Origin of the sequence: Xylanibacter brevis P6B11 (genome assembly GCF_000621825.1) — a bacterium.
Lineage (GTDB): Bacteria > Bacteroidota > Bacteroidia > Bacteroidales > Bacteroidaceae > Prevotella > Prevotella brevis.
On record NZ_JHXG01000010.1, the window covers coordinates 107,368 to 126,209 of the forward strand.

The 18,842-nt window shown below is 47.4% G+C and carries 21 protein-coding genes; 6 read left to right on the forward strand and 15 right to left on the reverse strand.

The features are described from left to right. The first annotated feature begins 37 nt into the window (after nucleotides 1-37). Entirely contained in the window at nucleotides 38-784 is a 747-nt protein-coding gene (gene kdsB, locus T496_RS0106770; protein ID WP_027450077.1) for a 3-deoxy-manno-octulosonate cytidylyltransferase, read from the forward strand. Here the strand turns inward: kdsB and T496_RS0106775 are convergent. The 5 genes from T496_RS0106775 to T496_RS0106795 form a co-directional block, all read right to left on the reverse strand. Next, nucleotides 762-1,418 carry a DnaJ domain-containing protein gene (locus T496_RS0106775; RefSeq protein ID WP_027450078.1) on the reverse strand — a complete coding sequence of 219 codons (657 nt, stop codon included), beginning with the start codon at nucleotides 1,416-1,418 and terminating at the stop codon, nucleotides 762-764. The two genes, kdsB and T496_RS0106775, sit on opposite strands and share 23 nt — an antisense overlap. 111 nt (nucleotides 1,419-1,529) lie before the next feature. Then, nucleotides 1,530-3,071 carry a ribonuclease Y gene (gene rny, locus T496_RS0106780; RefSeq protein ID WP_155808442.1) on the reverse strand — a complete coding sequence of 514 codons (1,542 nt, stop codon included), beginning with the start codon at nucleotides 3,069-3,071 and terminating at the stop codon, nucleotides 1,530-1,532. Nucleotides 3,072-3,099: 28 nt separating this feature from the next. Continuing rightward, nucleotides 3,100-3,399, reverse strand: a complete 300-nt coding sequence (locus T496_RS0106785) for a cell division protein ZapA (RefSeq protein WP_027450080.1) — start codon at nucleotides 3,397-3,399, stop codon at nucleotides 3,100-3,102. A gap of 11 nt (nucleotides 3,400-3,410) precedes the next feature. Then, nucleotides 3,411-3,707, reverse strand: a complete 297-nt coding sequence (locus tag T496_RS0106790; RefSeq protein WP_027450081.1) for a hypothetical protein — start codon at nucleotides 3,705-3,707, stop codon at nucleotides 3,411-3,413. Between the two features lie 78 nt (nucleotides 3,708-3,785). Further along, the gene (locus T496_RS0106795) at nucleotides 3,786-4,415 is read right to left on the reverse strand and encodes a hypothetical protein (RefSeq protein WP_027450082.1); all 630 of its coding nucleotides are present in this window, start codon (nucleotides 4,413-4,415) and stop codon (nucleotides 3,786-3,788) included. Between the two features lie 132 nt (nucleotides 4,416-4,547). On the opposite strand from T496_RS0106795, the gene rfbA reads away from it, so the two are divergent. Genes rfbA through T496_RS0106810 form a run of 3 tightly spaced genes read left to right on the forward strand, consistent with a single transcriptional unit; the run spans nucleotide 4,548 to nucleotide 8,442 of the window. Further along, nucleotides 4,548-5,426 (forward strand): glucose-1-phosphate thymidylyltransferase RfbA, encoded by an 879-nt coding sequence (rfbA, locus tag T496_RS0106800; protein ID WP_027450083.1) that lies wholly within the window; start codon nucleotides 4,548-4,550, stop codon nucleotides 5,424-5,426. Nucleotides 5,427-5,454: 28 nt separating this feature from the next. Further along, on the forward strand, nucleotides 5,455-7,995 hold the full coding sequence (locus T496_RS0106805; protein WP_027450084.1) for an exopolysaccharide transport family protein: 2,541 nt from the start codon (nucleotides 5,455-5,457) through the stop codon (nucleotides 7,993-7,995). Between the two features lie 3 nt (nucleotides 7,996-7,998). Further along, nucleotides 7,999-8,442, forward strand: coding sequence for a BT0820 family HAD-type phosphatase (locus T496_RS0106810; protein ID WP_027450085.1), 444 nt, complete (start codon nucleotides 7,999-8,001; stop codon nucleotides 8,440-8,442). 77 nt (nucleotides 8,443-8,519) lie between these two features. On the opposite strand, the gene rplT is transcribed toward T496_RS0106810, so the two are convergent. The 10 genes from rplT to T496_RS0106860 form a co-directional block, all read right to left on the reverse strand. Continuing rightward, nucleotides 8,520-8,864 carry a 50S ribosomal protein L20 gene (gene rplT, locus T496_RS0106815; RefSeq protein ID WP_027450086.1) on the reverse strand — a complete coding sequence of 115 codons (345 nt, stop codon included), beginning with the start codon at nucleotides 8,862-8,864 and terminating at the stop codon, nucleotides 8,520-8,522. 35 nt (nucleotides 8,865-8,899) lie between these two features. Then, nucleotides 8,900-9,097, reverse strand: coding sequence for a 50S ribosomal protein L35 (rpmI, locus tag T496_RS14680; protein ID WP_027450087.1), 198 nt, complete (start codon nucleotides 9,095-9,097; stop codon nucleotides 8,900-8,902). Between the two features lie 54 nt (nucleotides 9,098-9,151). Continuing rightward, nucleotides 9,152-9,853, reverse strand: a complete 702-nt coding sequence (infC, locus tag T496_RS0106825; RefSeq protein WP_027450088.1) for a translation initiation factor IF-3 — start codon at nucleotides 9,851-9,853, stop codon at nucleotides 9,152-9,154. A gap of 197 nt (nucleotides 9,854-10,050) precedes the next feature. Further along, a complete protein-coding gene (gene rd, locus T496_RS14685) occupies nucleotides 10,051-10,209 on the reverse strand; it encodes a rubredoxin (protein ID WP_081778426.1) in 159 nt (52 codons plus the stop codon). Nucleotides 10,210-10,659: 450 nt separating this feature from the next. Beyond that, nucleotides 10,660-12,603: a threonine--tRNA ligase gene (gene thrS, locus T496_RS0106835; protein ID WP_027450089.1), complete on the reverse strand. Its 1,944-nt coding sequence runs from the start codon at nucleotides 12,601-12,603 to the stop codon at nucleotides 10,660-10,662. 61 nt (nucleotides 12,604-12,664) lie between these two features. After that, nucleotides 12,665-14,515 (reverse strand): CotH kinase family protein, encoded by a 1,851-nt coding sequence (locus T496_RS0106840; protein ID WP_081783582.1) that lies wholly within the window; start codon nucleotides 14,513-14,515, stop codon nucleotides 12,665-12,667. 10 nt (nucleotides 14,516-14,525) lie between these two features. After that, a complete protein-coding gene (locus T496_RS0106845) occupies nucleotides 14,526-16,403 on the reverse strand; it encodes a tetratricopeptide repeat protein (protein ID WP_316928895.1) in 1,878 nt (625 codons plus the stop codon). 122 nt (nucleotides 16,404-16,525) lie between these two features. Further along, a complete protein-coding gene (gene def, locus T496_RS0106850) occupies nucleotides 16,526-17,086 on the reverse strand; it encodes a peptide deformylase (RefSeq protein ID WP_027450092.1) in 561 nt (186 codons plus the stop codon). An 18-nt stretch (nucleotides 17,087-17,104) separates the two neighbouring features. Then, nucleotides 17,105-17,524, reverse strand: coding sequence for a Holliday junction resolvase RuvX (gene ruvX, locus T496_RS0106855; protein WP_027450093.1), 420 nt, complete (start codon nucleotides 17,522-17,524; stop codon nucleotides 17,105-17,107). 5 nt (nucleotides 17,525-17,529) lie between these two features. After that, complete coding sequence (locus T496_RS0106860; RefSeq protein WP_027450094.1) at nucleotides 17,530-18,042, reverse strand: SPOR domain-containing protein; 513 nt, start codon at nucleotides 18,040-18,042, stop codon at nucleotides 17,530-17,532. A gap of 212 nt (nucleotides 18,043-18,254) precedes the next feature. On the opposite strand from T496_RS0106860, the gene T496_RS0106865 reads away from it, so the two are divergent. Together T496_RS0106865 and T496_RS0106870 are read left to right on the forward strand one after the other, a co-directional pair. Then, nucleotides 18,255-18,461 carry a YtxH domain-containing protein gene (locus tag T496_RS0106865; RefSeq protein WP_027450095.1) on the forward strand — a complete coding sequence of 69 codons (207 nt, stop codon included), beginning with the start codon at nucleotides 18,255-18,257 and terminating at the stop codon, nucleotides 18,459-18,461. A gap of 23 nt (nucleotides 18,462-18,484) precedes the next feature. Beyond that, nucleotides 18,485-18,838 carry a hypothetical protein gene (locus T496_RS0106870; RefSeq protein WP_027450096.1) on the forward strand — a complete coding sequence of 118 codons (354 nt, stop codon included), beginning with the start codon at nucleotides 18,485-18,487 and terminating at the stop codon, nucleotides 18,836-18,838. The last annotated feature ends 4 nt before the right edge of the window (nucleotides 18,839-18,842 follow it).

Consider the following 18,842-nt stretch of genomic DNA (forward strand, 5'->3'; position numbering starts at 1 on the left):
ATTTTTAGTATCTTTGCGTCGTAAAAACATATAAACGATGAAATTTATTGGTATTATCCCCGCCCGCTATGCTTCTACCCGTTTTCCTGGGAAGCCCCTTGCCATACTGGGCGGAAAAACAGTTATTCAGAGAGTTTACGAACAGGTTGTCAACGTATTAGGTGAAGCCTACGTCGCCACCGATGATGAGCGCATCTTCAAGGCTGTTGAGCAGTTTGGCGGACGCGCTGTCATGACTCGCAATGACCACAAAAGTGGAACAGACCGCATTGAGGAGGCTGCACAGAAAATCAAGACTGATGCTGACGTCATCATCAACATACAAGGTGACGAGCCCTTCATCCAGAAGAGCCAGCTAGAAACCGTCAAGCATCTCTTTGACGACCCACAGACTCAGATTGCAACACTGGGAAAACCCTTTGAAACCATGGAGGCCGTAGAGAATCCCAACTCACCTAAAATCATTTGCGATGTCAACGGCTATGCCATGTACTTCAGTCGAAGTGTGATACCTTATATCAGAGGAAAAGAACAAAAGGAATGGATCAAGCACTTCCCCTTCATCAAACATATTGGACTTTATGCCTATCGACGCGAAGTGCTGTCAGAAATAACAAAACTGCCCCAAAGCCCACTGGAGTTAGCCGAGAGCCTGGAGCAGTTGCGCTGGTTGCAAAACGGTTATCGCATCAAGGTTGGACTTACCGACGTAGAAACCGTTGGTATTGACACCCCCGAAGATTTGCAGCGAGCCGAGCAGTTTATCCTTGCTGCATCTGTTTGAGCAGTTCCTGCTGACGAAGAGACAAGTTGGTGGGCAGTGTCACATTGAACGTGATAATCAAGTCCGTACCATTCGATCCCTTACCGCGCAAACGAACCTTAGAGCCTGGCTGAGTGCCAGGCTTTATTTTTAGTTTCAGCTTTCTTCCATCTTGCGTGGCCACAATGACATCACCACCAAGCAGGGCTGTGTACATGTCGATAGACACCGAGGCCTGGGTGTCTGTAGGGGCGTGATGAGCACGACCGCCCATATTCCCCATTCCGCCACGGAAGAGGCTATCGAAGAACGAACTGAATCCGCCCTGACCATTGGAGAATGCGGAGAAGTCAAAACCATCGAAAGAGTCTCCACCGCGTCCGCCAGTACCCGAGAAACCGCCAAATCCGCCACCTCCGAATGCATCAGCTTCTTTCCACTGTGCACCATACTGGTCATACTTCTTACGTTTTTCTGGATCACCGATCACGTCATAAGCCTCGTTCAATGCCTGAAACTTTGCCTTTGCTTTCGGATCATCGGGATGAAGGTCCGGATGAAACTGCTTGGCGCGCTTCAAGTAGGCTCGCTTCACATCCTTTTGAGGGATGTTTTTATCTACACCTAAGATCTTGTAATAATCAATAAATGCCATAATACAATCCTCCTTTTTTTACTCAAATACCAGCAAAAAACATGCCATGGACATGAAAAAAGAGCCTTAGTCGAAAACTAAAGGCTCTTTTTATCTGGGAGAATGAATAATTTACTTAGCGTAAGCAACAGAACGGGTCTCACGGATCACCGTGATCTTCACCTGACCAGGATAGGTCATCTCGTTCTGAATCTTTGTCGCGATCTCGCCACTCAGTGCCTCGGTCTCTGCATCGTCCATCTTGTCAGCACCGACAATCACACGCAACTCGCGACCAGCCTGGATAGCATAGGTCTTCGTTACGCCAGGATAGCTCATCGCAATGGCCTCAAGGTCGTTCAGACGCTTAATGTAGGCTTCCACGATTTCACGACGGGCACCAGGACGAGCACCACTGATTGCATCACACACCTGAACGATAGGAGCCAGCAAGGTCTGCATCTCCATCTCATCGTGGTGAGCACCAATAGCATTACAAATATCGGGTTTCTCCTTATACTTCTCGGCAATCTTGGCGCCATAGAGTGCGTGAGGCATCTCGCTCTCCTCGTCGGGCACCTTACCAATATCATGCAGAAGTCCGGCACGCTTTGCTTTCTTAGGATTCAAGCCAAGCTCAGATGCCATGACAGCACAAAGGTTGGCTGTCTCGCGGGCATGCTGCAGCAAGTTCTGTCCGTAACTTGAACGATACTTCATCTTACCAATGATACGAACCAGCTCGGGATGCAATCCGTGAATACCCAGGTCAATAGCTGTACGCTTACCAGTTTCGATAATCTCGTTATCCAACTGCTTCTTCACCTTGGTCACCACTTCTTCAATACGGGCGGGATGGATACGTCCATCGCTTACCAACTGATGGAGGGCTAGGCGACAGGTCTCACGACGCACGGGATCGAAGGCAGAAATAACGATAGCCTCGGGTGTGTCATCGACCACAATTTCAACGCCGCATGCAGCCTCAAGAGCACGGATGTTACGACCCTCACGACCAATGATGCGACCCTTTACTTCATCGTTATCAATATGGAATACCGATACAGAGTTCTCCACTGCAGTCTCGGTGGCAACACGCTGGATTGTCTGGATCACAATCTTCTTGGCCTGTGCATTGGCGTTGAGTTTTGCCTCGTCCATAATCTCATTGACATAGGCAGCAGCGTCTGTACGCGCTTCGTCCTTCATGGCTTCCACCAATCTGTTCTTTGCCTCTTCGGCGCTCAAACCAGAAAGTTCCTCCAGCTTCTCGCGCTCTTTCTGCTGCATCTTATCAAGTTCCTCCTGCTTAATAGCCAAAGAGCGCTTCTCGTTATCAATACGCTGCTGCTGGTTATCCAGCTCATTCTTGCGACGTCCCAACTCTTCCTGACGTTGGTTCAGAGAGATTTCTCTCTGCTTCAGCTTGTTCTCACTCTGTTGGATATGCTGGTTACGCTGTTGGACCTCTTTTTCCAGTTCACTCTTCTTGTTGAGGAACTTCTCTTTCACCTCCAACAACTTCTTTTCCTTAATCACTTCGGCATCTTTTTGTGCGGCGTCAATAATCTGTTGCGCCTTTCCTCTAACTACTTTCAAAAAGATGAAATATCCTATTGCCACGCCAGCAGCCAACGCAGCAACAGCAACAAAAATCATAATAGATGTTTCCATATAAAAAATATGTAAAGTTAATATTCTCTCACTTGATGACTTCTTCAATCTCAGAAGTCAGTTGCGAGAGAATATCCCGATAAGGAACGGTATCATTCTTACCTAGTTCCTTTTCATATCGCAGAGCAATTTCCACCAAAGTCATCAAAGCAATCGTATGATCGCTTTTAATACCGGCGAAAACCTGCGCATAGGCGCCATATCGCTCTGATATCAACTTTGCAGCTGCACGATAGAATTCTTCATCTGCACGATCAATCGTAGCATGAATGTCTTCATCGTACACGTGCAATGTTATATTAAGTTTCTCTTTACTTCCTTCTGCCATCGCTTCCGTCTTTACTTATCACCGCTAAGAACAGCAATGCATTTATTCACATCTCGTATTAGATTGGCCACGCGGTCCTTGGCGCCTTCAAGGTCGCCGCTGGTTATCTCCAACATCTTGGCCATCTTCAACGATTGGTAGTCATGATCTTTCTGAGCCATTTGTTCCTTTAAGGACTCAATTTCAGCCTCTTTCTCCTCGACCATGGCATACAAGTCGCCGTTTTCCTTTTTAATTTCTTGGAAACGGAGAATCAACTGCCGTACGCGAGTCTGGAAGTCTGCTAAAACCTTCTCGTTCTGATTCATGACTAAATTATTTCCTTACAAAGGTAGAAAAAAAAAATTAAACTATAACTTTTATAGCGTTTTTTTAATGTTTATTAATTATTTATCTACCTTTTGAGTATTTTTCTCCTTCTTTGCAAGCATCACAACGCGATATACAAAGTCTGTGACCCACTTCTCAGAGAAGCCCAAGCGCTTATTATACTCACGCACAGACAGCACCGTTTTGATGACACCAGAGTCTGTATAATCGTTTTTGGTAAATATCTCATGAACAGTCTTTTCCGTCATTGCATACAAGGCCTTCTTGAAGAAGCTGGGCAGACGCAATTTCATCTTCATCAAATTGCCTGTCAACATCATAACGTCCTGTACAAATGCCTGGAATTGTAATAAATAGGTCTGCACATCCTGTATCTTCTTGCAGCGACGACGAATGCTCTGATCAATCTCCTTAAAGAACAGATCGTCCATCTGATACATATCCTTTAAAATTCTCTTGCAGCGTGCCTTTTCGGCCACGCCCAGCTTACCGCCCTGAGTAGGCACTTTTAAAGTGGTTTTAAACACACGCAGGTCGGGCAAAGCCGCCAAATTAGAAATACCAAGATCTGCAGCTATCTCTGCCTGAAAATATACGCGAATCAATGTCATGAAGTCTTCCATGCCACCAATTTTCGCTTCTGTTTCTTGTGCCTTACGGCCAAACAAATTAGTTAAAAAGCTCATAATTTCAAAATAAATTGTGTGCAAAGATACGCTTTTTTCTCTAATTTTTGCAATTTTAAAGTAAAAAGATGTCTTAATATAAAAAAAAAATGTATCTTTGCAACTCTAATTTAGTGACAAATAAATCTATTTATGAAAGGAATCGTACTTGCTGGTGGCAGTGGCACACGCCTCTACCCGATCACGAAAGGTATTAGTAAGCAGCTGATACCTATCTTCGATAAGCCAATGATCTACTATCCAATTTCAGTATTGATGTTGGCTGGCATCCGAGACATTCTGATTATATCTACGCCTCATGATTTACCTGGTTTCAAACGCTTATTTGGTGATGGCAAGGACTTTGGCATCCACTTAGAATATGCAGAACAGCCTTCGCCAGACGGACTTGCACAGGCCTTCATCATTGGTGAAGACTTCATTGGAGACGACAGTGTCTGCCTGGTTCTTGGCGACAACATCTTCTACGGTTCCGGATTCACAGCACTATTGAAACAGAGCGTTATTAATGCCGAGAAACATAATCTGGCCACCATCTTTGGCTATAATGTCAACGACCCCGAGCGCTATGGCGTCGCAGAGTTTGACAAAGAGGGCAACTGCCTGAGCATTGAGGAAAAGCCCGAACATCCAAAGTCTAACTATGCTGTCGTAGGTCTTTATTTCTACCCCAACAGCGTCGTTGAGATAGCTAAGAACATCAAGCCCAGCGCACGCGGCGAACTTGAAATCACAACAGTGAATCAGGAATACCTGAAACGAAACGCCTTAAAGGTGCTGACACTGCAGCGCGGTTTTGCATGGCTTGACACAGGCACCCACGACTCATTGTCGGAAGCTAGTACCTTCATTGAGGTCATCGAGAAGCGCCAAGGCCTGAAAGTGGCATGCCTTGAAGAGATTGCTTACAAGAAAGGCTGGATCTCTAAAGAACAGCTCCTTGAAGTTGCTCGCCCCATGCAGAAGAACGAATACGGTCAATATCTGATCAACCTAGCTAAATTTAAATAAGAACAACTAATACCAATTATAATAGTATATGGAAGATACCAAAAGAAAGGATCTTGTTGACGGCATCCTTAACCAGCCACAAGAAGAGGAATCCTCTTTCGATTTTAGAACCATTTTCACTCTGGTGATACTCAACTGGCAATGGTTCTTGCTATCATTGTTCGTATTTATCTGTGGCGCATTATTCTATCTGCGCTATACGGCCCCCGTCTTTCAGACATCGGTCAAAATGCTGATTAAGGACGAAAACAACAATCGTCGTTCTAACGGTCAGCTGCTGGCCAACATGCAAGATTTCGGAATCATCTCGAACTCTGCAGGTTTCGAGAACGAGATTGAAATTCTGCGTTCCAGCATCCTGGCCCGTGAGGTGGTAAAGGACTTGAAACTCTATACGGAATATGAGAGCGAAGGTCGCATCAAGAGAACACTGATTTACAAGAATCAGCCTATCAACGTGGACCTCGACCCTGAAAGCCTGGAGAGACTTGACAAAACTCGCGGCAGCATCAATTTGAAGTTAGAAAAGGAGGGCAACACCTATCGTGTGGAAGACGTGAATGGCGAATTTGCCGGTTCTTTCAAGTCGCTGCCAGCATCTATCAACACGCCTTACGGCACACTGACCTTCACCAAGAACCCTATCGTCGAGGAGAATGAAAAGGAAGCTAGACTGCTGATTCTGCGCAGAGGCGGCAAGATAGATACAAGTGCAAAGAAGGATGAAGAATACACAATGTATGTCACCATCACCTCGCCAGTAAGAGTGGCCACGAAATATGCCGGTGCACTGAACGTTGCTCCCACATCGAAGGTCACTTCAATCGCCGAACTTTCTATCAACGACCTGATTCCCGAACGTGGTATTGACTACCTGAAGCACTTGGCCGTTTGCTATAACAGACAGGCTAATGCCGACAAAAACGAGATTGCCTACAAGACGGAGACATTCATCAACAAGCGACTGGAGAAAATCAATGCTGAGCTAGGCACCACCGAAAGCGAACTGGAACACTATAAACGTAGCAACAACCTGGTGCAACTGAGATTGGACGCCACGCAGATCATGACGCAGTCTAACCTCTACTATGGTCAGCTGTCTGAAGCCAACACACAGATCCAGCTGCTCGACTATCTTCGCGAGTATATGGATGACAAGTCCAACAGATATCAGATCATACCTTCTAACGTTGGTCTGACAGACAGGGTATCATCGTCACTTATCGACCAATATAATAAGGTAGTGCTGGACCGCAACCGCCTGTTGGCTGCTGCCAACGAAAACGCGCCCAACGTCATTACGCTCACCAACACCTTGGATCAACTTCAGAAGAGTATCGACGATGCTTTGATTCAGGCACGCCGCACGGCCGACATTGAGCGTATGGGCATTCAGAAACGCTACGACACCTTCCAGACCAAGGTTGAGAACACCCCCGAACAGGAGCGCGTGCTCACACAAATAGGACGCCAGCAAGAGGTAATGTCTGGGCTCTACCTGCTGTTGCTGCAAAAACGTGAGGAGAACTCTATCTCACTGGCCGCCACTGCAGACAAGGGACGCCTCATCGACGACCCCGCCTTTGGTGGAAAGGTTAGTCCCAAGAGTTCTATCATCCTCTTAGGTGCCTTGCTGCTGGGCTTTGCCCTCCCCCTGCTCATTGTATATGTACTGCAGCTGCTGCGCTACAAGATTGAAGGTCATGAGGACGTAGCTAAACTCACCAACATACCTATCATTGCCGACGTAGCTGTGGCCACGGAATCTGTTAAGACCGCTGCTGGTATTGTGGTTCACGAGAACACGAACAATCAGACAGACGAGATATTCCGCTCGATGCGTACCAATATCAACTTCATGATGAAGGAAGACCAAAAGGTCATCATGTTCACATCATCTACCTCTGGTGAGGGTAAGACCTTTAATGCTGCCAACCTTGCAGTCAGCTTCGCTTTGTTGGGCAAGAAGGTAATCCTCCTAGGTCTCGACATCCGAAAGCCTGCCTTGGGCCGTCTCTTCGACATCAGAGACCGAGAGAGAGGTATCACAACGTTGCTGAGCAAACAGAACATCAGCGACAGTGATCTTAAAGAGCAGATTATGTCTTCGCGTATTAACACCAACCTTGACGTTCTGCTGGCAGGTCCTACACCTCCCAACCCCACTGAGCTTTTGGCCCGCGAGAACCTGGGCATTATTATGGATATGCTGAAGCAGGAATACGACTACATCATCCTCGATACCGCACCTGTAGGCTTGGTAACAGACACCTTGCAGATCGGTAAATACGCAGACGTTACCGTTTACATCTGTCGTGCCGACTACACGCCGAAATCCGCATTCGAGAATATCAATGCCCTGAACCGCGATGGCAAGCTGCCTAACATGTGCTTGGTTATCAACGGTGTGGACATGTCTAAGAAGAAGTATGGCTACTATTACGGCTACGGCAAGTACGGCCGCTACGCACGCTATGGCCGTTATAGCAACTATGGTGGCTATGGTGCCTACGGCAACTATTCAGAGAGCCACTATGGCAAAGCAGACGACAACTCAATTAAACGATAGACTATGACAATTGCAGTTGACTTCGACGGAACCATCGTGAAGCATCGCTATCCTGCGATAGGCGAAGAGATTCCGTTTGCTATAGACACACTTAAAATGCTGATCAACGACCACCACAGATTAATTCTGTGGTCGGTTCGTGAAGGCAAACTCCTGGAAGATGCTATCAGTTGGTGTCGCGAGCGCGGTGTAGAGTTCTATGCCGTGAACAGGGACTACCCCGAAGAGACCATCGAAAACAATCAGCACTTCAGCCGTAAGCTAAAGGTCGATGTGTGGATAGACGATCGTAACCTTGGCGGTTTGCCAGACTGGGGCACCATCTATCGCATGATCAGTCAGCGCAAGACGTGGGACGACATCATCAACGAGGAGCTCTCAAGTCATCATCTGGACACCTGCAAGGATCAGAACGCCTCTAAAAAGAAACCTTGGTGGAAGTTTTAAACCACCAAGGTAAAGACAATAAAAAAAAGAGAAGGAACCCATTTGGATTCCTTCTCATTTTTTTCAGCAAGTCCTTCTTACTTCACCTTAGCTACGATAGCCTTGAAAGCTTCGGGGTTGTTCAGGGCGAGGTCAGCGAGAACCTTACGGTTGATCTCGATGCCAGCCTTGTGCAGGGCACCCATCAGCTGTGAATAGCTCATACCCTCCAGGCGAGCGGCAGCGTTGATACGCTGGATCCACAATGCACGGAAGTTGCGCTTCTTATTGCGGCGGTCACGGTAAGCGTAGGTCAGACCCTTCTCCCAGGTGTTCTTAGCTACTGTCCACACATTCTTGCGGGCTCCGAAGTAACCGCGAGTGAGCTTAAGAATGCTCTTACGTTTTGCTCTTGATGCAACGTGATTTACTGATCTTGGCATAATTTTCTTTCTTTAAATGTTAGACAATAGGTTAATTAACGGAGACACAACAGGTCACGAACCTGCTTCATGTTACTGTTGTCAACGAGAGTTGTACCAACCAGATTACGCTTTTGCTTCTTAGTCTTCTTAGTCAGAATGTGACTGTGGTAAGCGTGATGTCTCTTAACCTTACCTGTACCGGTGAATGAGAATCTCTTCTTGGCGCCGGAATTTGTCTTTACTTTTGGCATTTTTTTATTGTTTAAATTGTTATTAATAATTGATGGCAACGCATATACCGGGCGTTACGCATCTGTTTCTTCTGTCAGTTTCTTCAGCGCATCTGCACTGATCTTTGCATTTGCAAGCAGACCGCCATTTGCGGGTGTCTGATCGTCTGCTACCGTCTCAGCCTTCTTAGCAGCATTCTTCGACTCAAGAGCTTCCGCCTCACGGTCGCGAGCCTGCTGGCTCTTCTTGGCTACGCCTGCCTTCTTTGGTGCCAGATAGATAAACATCTTCTTTCCTTCGAGCGAAGGCATTGACTCTACCTTACCAAACTCCTCAAGGTCGTTGGCAAAACGCAACAGCAGAACTTCACCCTGCTCCTTGAAAAGGATGCTTCGACCGCGGAAGAACACGTATGCACGTACTTTGTTTCCCTCTTCCAGGAATTCCTTAGCGTGCTTCAGTTTGAACTGATAGTCGTGCTCGTCGGTCTGAGGTCCGAAACGGATTTCCTTAACCTCAACCTTCACCTGCTTAGCTTTCATCTCCTTAGCACGTTTCTTCTGCTGGTAGAGGAATTTTGAATAGTCGATGAGTCGACAAACAGGTGGATTGGCATTGGGTGAAATCTCGACGAGGTCGACGCCCTCATCACGTGCCATATCCAAAGCCTGCCTTGTTGGCACAACCATAGATCCGCTGTCACCTACGATGCGGACCTCACGTACACGAATCTGTTCATTGATGCGGTACTGATTCTGTTTTTTGTCTATTTTCATCAAACTATTTTTGCAAATCGGCTGCAAAGTTACAATATTTCAGCGAATTAGCAAAACTTTTTAGGGTATTTTTTCTTAAGAATTCACCGAAAAAGTAAGAAAATAACTAACTGTTTATTAAATGCAGCAAAAAAAATCTGCCAAGTTGTCTTTTTTCGAAACTCAGCAGATTATGGTTTTACTTATCTTACAAGGAGTTAAGCCTTACTAAAATCGCTTTTTCCCACACCGCAGACAGGGCATACCCAATCATCGGGAAGGTCTTCGAAGGCTGTACCTGGCTCGATGCCATTGTCGGGATCACCTACTGCGGGGTCATATTCATAACCGCACACGTTGCATACATACTTTTCCATAAAATTGTTCAGTTTAAGTTAATAAAAAGGTAATGTCTGTGGGCAAAGATAGCATATAATTATGGAATGTGCAAACTTTCTGAGGGAAAAGTACAATGGGCAGCCACAATATTTATTATTCAGTATGAACAAATACGACTTTGCCGTAACGAAAGTGGTGGTTTGCCGTAACGAAAGTTGAGGTTTACAGCAACGAAAGTGACATGTTTATGGAGTAACAGTAAAACTACGGCATAGAATCTAGCCCCTAGAAAGCCTCATTCTAGCCCCTAGAAATGACTCGTCTAACCCCTAGAAACAACCAATCTAGCCCCTGGAAATGACTCGTCTAGCCCCTAGAACGAGAATAAAACAGCAACTATTGCGAGACAAAAGTGGCACTATAAGACAAGAAAAGTGGCACTATTCCATGGGGAAAGTGCCACTTTTATGATATGAAAGTAAAATGCTTTAGAAGTTCTTGGTCTGCTCAGCCACCTCAGCATTGATCTTATCGATGAACTGCTGGATGGTCATGGTAGCCTGTTCGCCACCACCCTGCTGACGCATAGAGACGAGACCTTCGGCAGCTTCTTTCTCGCCAACGATCACCATGTAAGGGATGCGCTTCAGCTCGTTGTCGCGGATCTTGCGACCCAGCTTCTCGTTGCGCAGGTCGATGCTGCCACGAACGCCCTGCTGGTTGAACTGCTCGAGCACCTTCTTGGCATAGTCGTTGTACTTCTCAGAGAGAGGAAGCACAACCACCTGGTCGGGAGTCAGCCACAAGGGGAAGTGACCACTGGTGTGCTCGATAAGCACGGCAGTGAAACGCTCCAGCGAACCGAAAGGTGCGCGGTGGATCATGACAGGTGTCTTTTTCTGGTTGTCCTCGTCGGTGTATTCCAACTGGAAGCGCTTAGGCAGGTTGTAGTCCACCTGAATGGTGCCCAACTGCCAGCGACGACCGATGGCGTCCTTGATCATGAAGTCGAGCTTAGGACCATAGAAGGCAGCCTCACCGTATTCTACCTTAGCAGGCAGGCCTTTTTCCTCGCATGCTTCCTGGATAGCCTTCTCGGCCAGTGCCCAGTCTTCGTCGCTACCAACGTACTTCTCGTGGTTGTTGGGATCGCGCAGAGAGATCTGTGCTTCGAAATTGAAACCGAAGGCAGAGAGCACTACGTTGATGATGTCCATCACGTTGAGGAACTCCTGCTTAACCTGATCGGGGCGGCAGAAGAGGTGGGCATCGTCCTGAGTGAACGAGCGCACACGGGTCAAGCCGTGGAGCTCACCGCTCTGCTCGTAGCGATATACTGTACCGAATTCGGCAATGCGCAGAGGAAGATCCTTGTATGAACGAGGCTTCCAAGCGAAGATCTCGCAGTGGTGAGGACAGTTCATGGGCTTCAACAGATACTCTTCGCCCTCCTCGGGAGTATTGATGGGCTGGAACGAGTCCTTACCATAGTGATCCCAGTGACCTGAGGTGACATAGAGGTTCTTAGAACCGATATGTGGGGTGATGACTTCCTGATAGCCGTAGCGCTTCTGCACCTTGCGCAGGTGCTCCTGCAGACGGAGACGGAGGTCGGTGCCCTTTGGCAACCAAATGGGAAGGCCCTTACCTACTTTATCAGAGAACATGAAGAGTTCCATCTCTTTACCAATCTTGCGATGGTCGCGCTTCTTGGCCTCTTCCAGCATCACGAGATACTCGTCGAGCATCTTCTTCTTGGGGAATGAGATACCATAGAGGCGCTGCATCTGCTCACGAGTAGCATCGCCACGCCAGAACGCGCCGGCAACAGAGGTCAGCTTGATGGCCTTGATCTCGCCGGTGTCCATCAAGTGAGGACCACGACAAAGGTCGGTGAAGTTGCCCTGTGTATAGGTGGTGATGGTGCCATCTTCGAGGTCCTGCTCAATGTGCTCACACTTGTAGGTCTGACCGTTGGCAGCGAACTCCTTCAGTGCATCGGCCTTGGCCACTTCCTTGCGAACCACAGGCTCCTTCTTAGAGGCCAGTTCACGCATTTTATTCTCGATGGTAGCGAAATCGCTCTCCTTGATGCTCTCGCCATTGGGCAGCAGCACATCATAGAAGAAGCCACTCTCTACAGCAGGACCGAAGCCAAACTGAATGCCAGGATACAATTCCTGGAGTGCTTCAGCCAGCAGGTGGGCAGAGGTGTGCCAGAAGGTGTGCTTACCCTGCTCGTCGTCCCACTTATAGAGTTCAATCTGTGCATCCTCGTTGATAGGACGGTTCAACTCTACCGTTTCACCGTTTACGCCGCAAGCCAGAACGCTGCGTGCCAGAGCCGGTGAGATACTCTCGGCAATCTGTAGTCCGGTTACGCCCTGCTCATACGAGCGAACAGATCCGTCCGGAAAAGTAATGTTGATCATATTTACAATATATGTTTAAGTTTAAATCGCCTGCAAAGATAGCACAATATTTTGAAACAGCCTAATTCTTGCGTACCTTTTTCACCGTCTGTCCTTGTTTCACGACATAGATACCTGGTGAAAGGCTTTCCATGATTTGACCACAATACTGACCCGACACATTGTAAATACGCCAGGGCTGCTCGCTCACCGCGCCTGCGTCTTCGATACCGTTTGGTTTGGGCACGAACACATAGTTCAGACGATTGTCCATCCAGCCAATGCGCTTCATCAGGTACTGTCGCACCACATCGACTTCCAAACGGTAGCTTCCCCACACCATCGGATTCTGGTGTACGTACTGGTCGAGTATGGGCCAACGCAGGAAGTTCAGCTTCTGCGATGCCTGGAGGACATTTTCCATAGAATCGACAAATGCCACCAAATTCTCTTCGTTGAGTCCTTTCTGACGGGCATCGTCCCACACCTCAACCAATTTACCGATAGATGTGGCATCGTTGATCACTATTTTATCGACAAACGACCTCATACTACCGGCACAACTGCCCTTGGTGCGATACACGTAGTCAGACAATGAGTTGACAGGATAAGTACGGTTATCGTTGTCGAAAGCCAAATCGAAATCCCACACGGGTCCTGTATAGAACAGGCTCTCACCGCGGTTTTTATACATATAGACACTCCAATAAGTGTCGGTGTTTCCCGAGAGTTCGCCAACCAGGAAATGGCGCAGGAAAGACTCTTTGTCAAGATAGCGCGACGTGTTAGACTCCATCATATTGAAACGCTCTTCGATATAATCTCTCTGCTCTGCCGTGATACTGTCGGAATCGGGCGATTTGATGGTGACGGGAAGGCCTTTTTGGGAGTAAAACCACGAGTCTTCGTCGCCAGCATAGGCATCGATCTCCACCAGATAGCCACCGGTCAGTTCTGTTCCACTATTATCCTGTGGAGTCATCTCGGTAATGTTCACTCGATTCTTATTGATTTCAATCTGGTCACACAGATGGTAACAGCCCTTGTACTCACCGTTCAGCAGCACATCAACTGGTGTACCAAAGGGGGTATAGCTCATGCCGAGTCGCTTGCTCAGCTCGAAGGCCAGCAGGTTTCGCATCAGCGACTTGTCGCCGTAGTTATTGATCAACGTCCACTTCTTAGCCTTGGCAGGTGCGTCAAGCACGCGCTGCTTTTTATCGAACTTGATGCGATAGGGTTTCTTGGGAAAACTTCTTGACGCATTTCCGCGTTCACGCGTGGTGCCAGGTTCAGAGAGAAGTGTGGTGCCATCGTCAGAGATGATGGTCAGTTGCGACACGATCTGATGTTCCTTGTCATAGGGTATCTCACCATTCTGCGTATGAATACTGACTGTTGGCAGGTTGGTCAGTTGATAGAGATGACTGTCGTCTCCGACTCCTTTATGTCCGTAGAACTCCAGTTCTGCAATATTACATCTGGCATCCGACGGGCCTACATAGCGCACATAGCGGAAACCACGACTGCAATTCACGTCGGCATAAGAGAAAAGGCCGATAGTTCCACGCTCTGATATAATATAAATAGGTAAGGCATCCATAAAGTCGGCACTATTGGCACCTTCGAAAACGCCCAGCACCACACGCGCCTCACCATGACTATCGTTGCGAGGCGACCATCCCACGCGGGTAATCACATAGGGCTCTCCCAAGTCGAGTCCGGCCCATGTGTAACTGCGGTCATACGATGCGAAATAGGTGTCAAGCTTCCCATCGAACGCCATCGCATAGGTGTTGACCGTCGTCGACCTCTGTCCATTAGAATAATCCACTGAATAAGGCGTACCTATAGGATGGCCTGTCAGTTTCCCATCGGCTTTCATCAGCGTGAATTGCATCAGGCATAATGAAGCCAAAAAGAGTTTTCTCATAATTACTTTACTACTTACTATATTTTTTAATGATACTATATGCAGTATATAAGCCGAGCTCACCGGCTTTGCTCAAATCGCGTATACCCTCCTCCACGTGTTGGCTGTAGATAAGACAGAGTCCGCGATTGAAATAGGCCTCGGCCAGATTGTTTTCGATAGCTATCGCGGCGCTATAGTCTGCAATAGCCGATTCATAGGCTTTTCTTTGCGCATGCAGGTTGCCACGATTATACAACAAGTAGGCATTCTGCGGACTGAGGGCCAAAGCATGATTAAGGTCGGCCAGCACATTGGCATTCTTCAACTCTATGTTTGTGCCTTCGGAAGCCTGGAACTGGTTGATGCGCGACTGACAGACAGCACGCTGCCATAGCGCCAGAACCGACGTGGAATCGATGTGCAAATAGGTAGAAAGGTCTTCTATCGCTCCCTCGTAGTTCTGGATAGCAGAATAGGCCACCGCACGCAGCAGCAAATTTCTGACTGCCAACTGCGTATCGTGCGACTGGTCGATGGCGATGCTGAGGGAGTCGATGTACGAGAAGTAGGAAGACGACAACTCTGCATCCATCACCTCCTGACTGTTGCTGACAAAGAGTTGACGTGTGCCCTGCTGATTGAACGTTTCTACCATCCTGTCGAAATGCGCTGCTGTGTGCACCTCGCTACGTTGCTCGACAAAGGATAAAGCAAACATGGGCTGATAGACCATCTCCACCTTGTGATTCTGCACCTTGCCACGATAGCTGTTCTGATACTCATGCTCCACCTCTTGGGCATCTTCCACCACCAGCTGGTTGTATTTCTCGGGATCTACATCGCTGCGCTTGCGCAACTTCTGCGGATCTAACCTCGGTTGCTTGCCATAAAGGTGCTTGTATAGCTGTGCCTTATAGACCGTAAACTCATCTTTTTCGGCTTCTTTCACCATTCCGAGCCTTCTGTAGCAGGCGGCTCTAAACTCCAGTCCTGTCCAGAAATTGGGATATTCCTCAATCACCTTTGTATAGTCGCGTATGGCAGCCCTCAAGTCGCCGGTCTTGTCTAGCAACACAGCACGATTGAAAAGCGCCATCATATTGTCGGGTTCCAACTTCAAGACGAAGTCAAAATCGGTAATGGCTCTGTTGTCATCGCCCACCTGTGCACGCAGCAGACCTCGGTTGTAATGCCCCAGGAAGTTGTTGGGCTCTAGGTCGAGCGCCATATCATAGTCGGCCATCGCGCCGCGAAGGTTCTTGCGGTTGAAGCGTACCAAGGCGCGGTTGATGTGACAACCGGCATGTTTTGGCATCAGTCGGATGGCTTCATCCAACTGGCCTTCAGCCTTTTTCCAGTCTTCACGCGACAGCGAGATGATGCTCATGGCGGCCCAGGTATGTCCATCGTAGGGATCAATCTCCATACTTTTCTCAAGCGCAACGATGGCCTGCGCCGTGTCTTTCATCTGCATATAGACATCGGCACGCATGGAATAGGCCTGCGCATAGTTGCTCCAACGCCGCTGAATGGTGTCTAATTCCAGCAACGCCTCGCTGAAATCCTCGTTCTGTATATGACAGAGCACCCTGTTGTGCCATAGGCCTTTATTCTCAGGATTGTACTTGAGTGCCTGCGTATAGTCTGCCGCAGCTGCTGCATATTTCTTTTGCTGAATGCGGGTTAATCCGCGCAACTCATAGATGCTGACCACATAGGGGTTGCGCTGAATAGCCTCTGAACAGTCGGCCTCGGCTCCACTAAAATCATCGAGATAGTATTTCGCTACGCCACGAAAGAACCATGGTTCGTAGAGATAGGGTTTTGCAATGATAGCCTGATTGAAATACTGCATTGAAAGCACATAATCCTCGTAGTAGAGGGCCGATCTTCCAATGGCAATCAAACGATCTGTATTAAACTGTGCAAAACTCTTAGTTTGACCAAAAAGAGAAAACATAATAACGAGAAAAAGCCACGTAAAGAACCCACGTAGCCCATTTCTCGTTATTTTATTTTCTGCGAAAATCATCTTCTGACAGGCTTTGTCTTGTATCCGCAACGATAGCGGCCTTGGGTCAACGCCTTCAACTTGCTCTTGATGAGCTGCTTGCGAAGAGGTGAAACTCTGTCCACAAACATCTTTCCGTCCAGATGGTCGAATTCGTGCTGCATTACACGTGTCAGATAGCCCTCCACCCACTCGTCGTGAGGCTGAAAATCTTCATCCATCCACTGCACACGAATACGTGTGGGGCGGGTCACCTTCTCATGGATGGCAGGCAGCGACAGGCAACCTTCTTCGAGCGACTCTGTCTTTGTCTCATCGTATTCGATAATATGTGGATTGATATACACTCTCTTAAAGTCTTTATACTCGGGCATATCCTCTGACAGTGGGTCCAAGTCGATCACAGCCAAACGGATATCCTTTCCCACCTGTGGTGCTGCCAAACCAATACCTTCAGAATCTGCCAGCGTCTCCCACATATCTGCAATCAACTGCTTCAATCCAGGATAGTCTGGGGTAATGTCTTCTGTCACCTTACGCAGTACAGGTTGACCATATATATAAATAGGTAGAATCATTCAGATATCTTTTTATAATTAATACTTCTTCCTTGAACGCATGTAGTCTTCCAGAATAATCGTAGCAGATATTTCGTCAACCAATGCTTTGTTCTGACGTGCCTTCTTCTTCAACCCGCCGTCCAGCATAGCTTGATGCGCCAACACCGACGTGAATCGCTCGTCGAAATATTCAATGGGAACCTGCGGCATGGCTTTCTTCCAGCGATTCACAAACTGCTGAATGCGCGCCATATTCTCACTGGCCTGGCCATTCATCTGCTTGGGTTCTCCGATAACAATACGTTCAACCTCTTCGTGTGCGATATAGTTTTTCAACCAATCGAACAGTTCAGAAGTAGCGACAGTCGCCAATCCTCCAGCTATCAGCTGCAGAGGATCAGTGACTGCCAGACCTGTTCTCTTTTGACCGTAGTCAATTGAAAGTATGCGAGCCAATGCTTTTATTTTGCGTTGAACAGCAACCAAGCATCGGGATATTTAGCACGCAGCTGGTCGCGGCTTGACACAGCATCAATCTTGCTATCGAAGGTAGATGCTACGACACGATACATCACGCGGCTGGGAGTCTCGTTCTTCACAATCTGTGCTGCATAGCCATTGTTCTTCAGGTTCTGCTGCTCTCTCTCGGCATTAGCCACAACAGTGAATGAACCTACAACCACGCTGAAGTTCTTCAGACCTGCACCGCTAACCAGTGTGACATTCTCCTGGCGAACAGCCACGTTATCAACATTGTCAATAACCTGAGTCTGCGTAGCAGGACGAGTAACAACGGGTGTAACAACAGGAGTCTCAGTAACCTGCTGTACAGGTGTCACCTGCTGATCCTGCTGCATGGCAGCCTGAGCCTGAGCCTTCTCATAAGCCTTTTTATATGCACTCTCACTTGACTTACAACTTGTCATCATCATGGCCACACAAAGGCCAGCACAGAATACGATGTACTTTTTCATAATCTAAAATTAATGTGTTCTTTTAAAATATTTTGTGCGAAATTACAAATTATCGGTGAAAAATAAGACAAATCTGTGCATAAACTTTGTTAAATGGGTACAAATATGGCGTTTTTAACAAAAAATCGCACCTATTTCTAGGTTCTTTTGATATTTATTTATATTTTTGCCTTTCAAAGAAATTTAATATTCACAACAAAACGACAAACATTATGAAAGGATTAGGTTATTTTGGCGCATTCCTTTGTGGAGCAGCTGCCGGTGCAGCCATAGGTATGTTGGTAGCCCCTGCAAAAGGTAGCGAGACACGAGAAAAGATATCTGAGACACTTGACGAGTTTCTGAGCAAGCACAACATTAAATTGAATCGCAAAGAGGTCGGCGACCTGGTCAATGATTTGGAGAACGCTACAGAATAGTCATTTACAATTATTCTGAACTTATGTTATCTAGCGACAAGAATGTGGATGCATTGGCACATCTTCTGGATGTCATTGCACACTATTTGGGACTTCGTGTGGAGTACACGAAGCTGACCATTATTGCCAAGAGCGTCAAGCTGATATCCGCTGCCATCCTGGCGTTTGTCATGTTGCTCTTGACCGCAGGCATCCTCCTCTGTCTATCTGTTGGCGCTGCCTATTGGATAGCCACCACATTTGGCATCATCCAGGCTTCGTTGACGCTGGCCGGCATTTACCTGATAGCGATGATTATTGTCTATCTGGGCAGAAAGGTATTCTTCGAACGACCTATTGTTAGATTCCTAACTAAGCTGCTTTTGGAGAAGAATTAAATTA

Bases quoted from the DNA above. Each gene is read 5' to 3' on its own strand.
- kdsB (WP_027450077.1), top strand. From the start codon at position 38: ATGAAATTTATTGGTATTATCCCCGCCCGCTATGCTTCTACCCGTTTT.
- T496_RS0106775 (WP_027450078.1), bottom strand. From the start codon at position 1,418: ATGGCATTTATTGATTATTACAAGATCTTAGGTGTAGATAAAAACATC.
- rny (WP_155808442.1), bottom strand. From the start codon at position 3,071: ATGGAAACATCTATTATGATTTTTGTTGCTGTTGCTGCGTTGGCTGCT.
- T496_RS0106785 (WP_027450080.1), bottom strand. From the start codon at position 3,399: ATGGCAGAAGGAAGTAAAGAGAAACTTAATATAACATTGCACGTGTAC.
- T496_RS0106790 (WP_027450081.1), bottom strand. From the start codon at position 3,707: ATGAATCAGAACGAGAAGGTTTTAGCAGACTTCCAGACTCGCGTACGG.
- T496_RS0106795 (WP_027450082.1), bottom strand. From the start codon at position 4,415: ATGAGCTTTTTAACTAATTTGTTTGGCCGTAAGGCACAAGAAACAGAA.
- rfbA (WP_027450083.1), top strand. From the start codon at position 4,548: ATGAAAGGAATCGTACTTGCTGGTGGCAGTGGCACACGCCTCTACCCG.
- T496_RS0106805 (WP_027450084.1), top strand. From the start codon at position 5,455: ATGGAAGATACCAAAAGAAAGGATCTTGTTGACGGCATCCTTAACCAG.
- T496_RS0106810 (WP_027450085.1), top strand. From the start codon at position 7,999: ATGACAATTGCAGTTGACTTCGACGGAACCATCGTGAAGCATCGCTAT.
- rplT (WP_027450086.1), bottom strand. From the start codon at position 8,864: ATGCCAAGATCAGTAAATCACGTTGCATCAAGAGCAAAACGTAAGAGC.
- rpmI (WP_027450087.1), bottom strand. From the start codon at position 9,097: ATGCCAAAAGTAAAGACAAATTCCGGCGCCAAGAAGAGATTCTCATTC.
- infC (WP_027450088.1), bottom strand. From the start codon at position 9,853: ATGAAAATAGACAAAAAACAGAATCAGTACCGCATCAATGAACAGATT.
- rd (WP_081778426.1), bottom strand. From the start codon at position 10,209: ATGGAAAAGTATGTATGCAACGTGTGCGGTTATGAATATGACCCCGCA.
- thrS (WP_027450089.1), bottom strand. From the start codon at position 12,603: ATGATCAACATTACTTTTCCGGACGGATCTGTTCGCTCGTATGAGCAG.
- T496_RS0106840 (WP_081783582.1), bottom strand. From the start codon at position 14,515: ATGAGAAAACTCTTTTTGGCTTCATTATGCCTGATGCAATTCACGCTG.
- def (WP_027450092.1), bottom strand. From the start codon at position 17,086: ATGATTCTACCTATTTATATATATGGTCAACCTGTACTGCGTAAGGTG.
- T496_RS0106860 (WP_027450094.1), bottom strand. From the start codon at position 18,042: ATGAAAAAGTACATCGTATTCTGTGCTGGCCTTTGTGTGGCCATGATG.
- T496_RS0106865 (WP_027450095.1), top strand. From the start codon at position 18,255: ATGAAAGGATTAGGTTATTTTGGCGCATTCCTTTGTGGAGCAGCTGCC.
- T496_RS0106870 (WP_027450096.1), top strand. From the start codon at position 18,485: ATGTTATCTAGCGACAAGAATGTGGATGCATTGGCACATCTTCTGGAT.